Here is a 5,274-nt window from a genome sequence, read left to right on the forward strand (position 1 = left end):
CACCGAGCGTGTGTCACGGCCCGCGGCTCTGTCGCGTCCCGCTGGACGCCGTGGGCGTCCTGCGGCCTGCTCTTCCGTCGCCGAGCGGCGTTCGGGTTCGGTTTCCCCGTCCCGGACGTGCATGCCGGACAGGGGAACTCGGGCCCGCCCGGCGACTGAGGACAGCCGTTCGGACGGGGGCCCGTTCAGGTGCGGTTTCGGACCGGGACCCGCTCAGGGGGTGAGCGGGGGGCGCGGGCCGCTGTCGGGGCGCGGGCCCGGCCGGGTCTCCGTGTCGCGGATGACCTCGCCCTGGACGACCTTTCCGTCCGGACGGTGGATCCGGGCCTGCTGGAACGCATCGGAGAGGCTGCCGGGGGCCGCGGTGCGCATACGGCGATCCAGGGACTGCTCCGCGTACCGGCCGAGCGCCGCGCGGACCGGCGGCACCAGCAGCAGGAGTCCCGCCACGTCGGAGATCATCCCCGGGACGATGAGCAGCAGCCCGCCGAGCATCAGGAAGCCATTGCCCTTGCTGCCCGACGGGGCGGCGGACGGCGCCGCGGCCTCGCCGGGCCGGCCCGGCATCTGCTGGAGCGTCTCGGTGAGGTTGCGGAAGGCCCGGCGGCCGGCCGCCTTCATCACCGCGGCCCCGAGCACGACGCCCCCGATCAGGAGCAGCAGTACGGTGAACCCGCCCGCCACGTCCGCCACCAGGGTCAGCAGCCAGATCTCCAGCACTGCCCAGGCGGCGATGGCGAGGGGGACGAAGGTACGGGCGCGCGAGCGCCTCGGTGCGGTCGGGGGCGGGGTGCCGGTCGTCATGGTCCCCAGTGTGCCTGGACGGACGTCCAAGCGGGATAAGGGGGTGATCAGGAGGACTTGCGACCCAGGACCCGGTTCGTACGGGCGGTGACGCCCCAGGCCGTGACCCGCCACAGCGCCTCGACGAGGATGTCGCGGCTCATCTTGGAGTCACCGATCTCGCGGTCCACGAAGGTGATCGGGACCTCGACGACGTGGTATCCCGCGTCGACGGTGCGACGGGCCAGATCGACCTGGAAGCAGTACCCCTGGGAGGCGACCTCGTCGAGGCCGATCCCCTTCAGGGTCTCCGCCCGGAAGGCCCGGTAGCCGCCGGTGACGTCCCTGGTCTGCAGTCCGAGCAGCAGCCGGGAGTAGGTGCTGCCGCCACGGGAGATCATCTCGCGGGACTTGGGCCAGTTGACCACGCGCCCGCCCGGCACCCAGCGGGAGCCGAGCACCAGGTCGGCACCCTTGAGGGCGGTGAGCAGCCGGGGAAGTTCCTCGGGCTGGTGGGAGCCGTCGGCGTCCATCTCCACGAGGACGCCGTAACCGTGGTCGATGCCCCAGCGGAACCCGGCGAGGTAGGCGGCGCCGAGCCCTTCCTTGCCCTTGCGGTGCAGGACCTGGACGTGGCTGTCGGCGGCGGCGAGCTCGTCGGCGACCTTGCCCGTGCCGTCGGGACTGTTGTCGTCGGCGACCAGGATGTCCGCGTCCGGTACCGCGGCGCGCACCCGGGTGACGATCGGCTTGATGTTCTCGACCTCGTTGTAGGTCGGGATGATCACCAAGGCTCTGCCGAGCGGGCCGTATCGCCTCTGACCGCCGTCGTTCACTTACTGCCCCTCACGTCCGTACACAGGTGCACACCATATCGATCGCATCAGGGCCGGAGGCCGACGCGGTAGGCACCTGTCGGGCAAGCGCCCGGACAGAAGGAGGAAAGTACGGACAGAACTGCGGATCGGGGCCCGGCGCCCTTCGGGCCGACCTGGGGCCCGCTGGCTGCGGGTCGACCGAGAGCCGTTGTCTACTGAACGTCCGGGCCCCACCCGGGTCACACCCGCCGTCCGGTTCACACCTTCCCTCGCCCCCGAGGCGCGGGCGCTGAACCTGGCTGTCAGTGGTGGTGCGCCGGTGCGGCACACCACCCCATGACCCAGCGGCGTTCGACGACTGCGTGGAGGTTTAACCGGTCGGACGTCCTGTGGTGGACTCGGCCGAACCTACCGGCCCGTGGGCGCCTCCTGTCAATACCCTTCTGACCTGCAATGTTTACCGAAGTTACCTGGTCAGTACCGGAGATACGCAGGTCGCGGGGAAGCGGGGGCGCCTTCGATCGGCGGTACGAAATTTCAGGACGTCACTCGTTCGGCCGCACGTAGACAGTTTGTCCGAAGACCACAGTCCGCAGACAGACCGGGAGGTCGCCGCCCGGGGTGAGATCCGGCAGGCCGGGCGTCCCGGACCTCGGGTCGGTCGACCAGCGGGCGACCCGGTCGTCGGGGGCCTGGACCACGAGCTCCTCGGTGCGCCAGACCGCGTAGTCGGCGGGGGCGCCGGGAACGAGGCTGCCCGCGTCGTCGCGGCCGACGGCCCGCCAGCCGCCCCTGGTGTGCGCGGTGAAGCCGGCCCGTACGGAGATCCGGTGCTCCGGCGTCCGGTGGAACGCAGCGGCCCGTACGGTCCCCCACGGGTCCAGCGGAGTCACCGGGCTGTCCGAGCCGAAGGCAAGGGGCACACCGGCCCGCAGGAGGCCCGCGTACGGGTTCAGGGTGCGGGCCCGGTCGGCGCCGAGCCGCTGGGCGTACATGCCGTCCTCGCCGCCCCAGGCGGCGTCGAAGGCGGGCTGGACCGAGGCGGTCAGACCCAGCTCCGCGAAGCCGGCGATCGTCTCGGGGGTGAGCATCTCGGCGTGCTCGACGCGATGACGTGCGGCCCGGATCCGAGGCAGCCCGAGCGTCTCGGATGCGGCCCGGACCCCGGCCACCACGGCGGAGACCGCCGCGTCGCCGATGGCGTGGAAACCGGCCTGCAGACCGGCCTCGGTGCAGGCGGTGACATGGGCGGCGATCTGCGCGGCGTCCAGGTGGGCGGCGCCCCTGCCGCCCGCCGGTCCGTCGGCGTAGGGCTCGTGCAGGCACGCGGTGTGCGAGCCGAGGGAACCGTCGACGAAGAGGTCACCGGCCGCACCGATCGCGCCGAGTTCGCGGATCCTGAGGGCGTCCTTCTCGTCCGCGACCTGCTCGGCCCAGTAGCCGAAGACCCGCGGTCCCGGCCGCCCGGCGGCGAGCTTCAGCAGGGCGGTGAAGTCCTCCTCGTCGGAGATGTCGGGTCCGCCGCACTCGTGAAGGGTGCCGATGCCGAGCGAGACGGCGTGGTCGAGGGCTGCACGCTGCGCCTCGGCCCGCTGCTGCGGCGAGATCGCGCCATGGGCGGCGGAGCGCACGGCGTGGTGGGCGGCGCCGGTCAGTGGGGCGTCGGGGCGGTAGCCGGCCAGTGCGGTGACGCCGGGAACCAGATCGAGGAGGGCGGTCGTGACGACGGCGGAGTGCACATCGATCCGGGGCAGATAGAGCGGCCGGCCGCAGGCCGCGGCGTCGAGCTCGGCGCGCGACGGAGGCCGCTGCTCCGGCCAGCGCGTCGCGTCCCAGCCGTGTCCGAGGACGACCCGGTCCGTGGGGTGCGCGGCCGTGTACGCGCGTACGAGGTCGAGGGCCTCGGCGAGGGTGCGAGCACCCGCGAGGTCCAGGCCGGTGAGGGCGAGGCCGGTCGAGGTGGTGTGGACGTGGGCGTCGGTGAACGCGGGAGTGACCAGGGCCCCTTCGAGGTCGATCACTTCGTCGACGCCGCTCGCGAAGGCGTCGGCGGCCCCTTCCGACCCCACCCAGGCGACATGGCCGCGTTCGACGACCATGGCGGTGGCGAAGGGATCGGCGGGGCTGTGGACGTCTCCACCGCGCAGCAGCACGGTGCGGTGTTCGCTCTGGGGGGCGGTGCTCTCGGTCATGGCACCAGTCTCACCCCTGTGCGGAGCGGCGCCGCCCACGCCCCCCTCAGATCTGCGGGGGGCGTGCCTCGTACGGGGTGGAGAGGACGACGGTGGTGCGGGTGGAGACCCCGGCCAGCGAGCGGATCCGGGTCAGCAGGTGCTCCAGCTCGAGCGGGGTCGCGACACGCACCTTGAGGATGTAGTTCTCGTCGCCCGCGACGCTGTGGCACGCCTCCAGTTCCGGTACACCGGCGAGCCGCTCGGCGATGTCGTCCGGCGCGCTCGGGTCGAACGGCTTCACCGAGATGAACGCGGTGAGGGGCAGCCCGACGGCCTCGGGGTCGACGACCGCGGCATAGCCCCGGATCACCCCGCGCTGCTCCAGCCGACGGACTCGCTGATGAACGGCCGAGGTGGACAGGCCCGTGGCCTTGCCCAGGTCGGTGTAGCTCATCCGCCCGTCCTTGACGAGCAACTCCACAATCTGACGGTCCAGCTCCTCCATGCGGATCAACCTATGGCCCCAGGTCCCTCCAGGCACAGTCGCAGGGCCCCCGAACAGGGCACCTGTAGGGGGCATGTGACGAATGCCACAGGTTTACGGATGGGTAGCCGACGACCTCGCGGTTACGGCGGATGCGCGACGGGAAGTGCTTGCTGTGGTCGAGGCCGTGGCGCCTTGCCGGCCCACCCGAGGGGGAGAATCTCCATGCAGAGCCTGAAACTCACCGGACGTACCGAACCGGAGCCCGTTGAACCCGTCGAGGACTCCGCTCCCGACGCGTACGACACTTTTGAGATGTACCGGGTGATCTGCCCGGACTGTGCGCAGCCGATCGCGCTGCTGGCCGACGAGGATGTGCTGCCGGAACACGCGCTGTGCCCGACGCCGTGGAACCCGTTCGTCCTCACGGTGTGCGCCGGAACCGGTCGCGACGCCGCGCAGGCACGTCCGGCCGACGAGTCGCTCGAGCTCCAGGAACAGGAGATGGGACTGCTGCTGACGCTCCCGCAGGGGCTCGACTGGAGGATGCAGCCGTTCTCGCACGCCGGTGGCGCGGGTTCGCGCCCGCTGCGGGTGCCGCACCAGATCCGCCGCGACGCCGCCTGAGACGCCCTGACGCCGCCTGACGCGTATCGGAGGCGGTGAAGGGCGGCGAACTCTCCGTCTGCCGGATTCCTCCGGCAGACGCCCGGCACACGCGTGCTGCACCACGACGGCCGGGCCGGCGTGGTGCGCGCCATCGAGCCACGTCCACGCGGCAGGGGAACCTGACGAACGGGCGCTCGAATCCTCGCAGCAGTGACCCGACCCCGCCCCACGGCGTTGGCCCGGCATGACCCTGCTGCAATCCACGGCCGGCCCCGGTCGTCGCCGTCTCGCCGCTCCGACCCCCGAAAAATGGCTCTCCTGTCGCTTCCGTGGGTCGTTGACCAGGGCTGATACGTAGAACACGCCGTACCCGGGGTACGTTTCGACTGCTGAAGGTACGAAACGA

At 71.7% G+C, this 5,274-nt stretch carries 5 protein-coding genes; 1 reads left to right on the plus strand and 4 read right to left on the minus strand.

Going from position 1 to position 5,274, the window contains the following annotated elements; genetic code table 11:
• Positions 1 to 213 precede the first annotated feature (213 nt).
• The 4 genes from fxsA to ACFU6I_RS47725 all read right to left on the minus strand — a co-directional run bounded on the left by fxsA (position 214) and on the right by ACFU6I_RS47725 (position 4,280).
• Positions 214 to 804: an FxsA family membrane protein gene (fxsA, locus tag ACFU6I_RS47710; RefSeq protein WP_384380618.1), complete on the minus strand. Its 591-nt coding sequence runs from the start codon at positions 802 to 804 to the stop codon at positions 214 to 216.
• Between the two features lie 47 nt (positions 805 to 851).
• Positions 852 to 1,619, minus strand: a complete 768-nt coding sequence (locus ACFU6I_RS47715; RefSeq protein ID WP_384380621.1) for a polyprenol monophosphomannose synthase — start codon at positions 1,617 to 1,619, stop codon at positions 852 to 854.
• A gap of 527 nt (positions 1,620 to 2,146) precedes the next feature.
• Positions 2,147 to 3,793 carry an amidohydrolase gene (locus ACFU6I_RS47720; protein WP_384380624.1) on the minus strand — a complete coding sequence of 549 codons (1,647 nt, stop codon included), beginning with the start codon at positions 3,791 to 3,793 and terminating at the stop codon, positions 2,147 to 2,149.
• 46 nt (positions 3,794 to 3,839) lie between these two features.
• Positions 3,840 to 4,280, minus strand: coding sequence for an Lrp/AsnC family transcriptional regulator (locus ACFU6I_RS47725; protein ID WP_024493538.1), 441 nt, complete (start codon positions 4,278 to 4,280; stop codon positions 3,840 to 3,842).
• 204 nt (positions 4,281 to 4,484) lie between these two features.
• On the opposite strand from ACFU6I_RS47725, the gene ACFU6I_RS47730 reads away from it, so the two are divergent.
• Positions 4,485 to 4,886, plus strand: coding sequence for a hypothetical protein (locus tag ACFU6I_RS47730; protein ID WP_384380627.1), 402 nt, complete (start codon positions 4,485 to 4,487; stop codon positions 4,884 to 4,886).
• Positions 4,887 to 5,274: the final 388 nt, after the last annotated feature.

Source organism: Streptomyces sp. NPDC057486 (assembly GCF_042802415.1).
Lineage (GTDB): Bacteria > Actinomycetota > Actinomycetes > Streptomycetales > Streptomycetaceae > Streptomyces > Streptomyces yanii.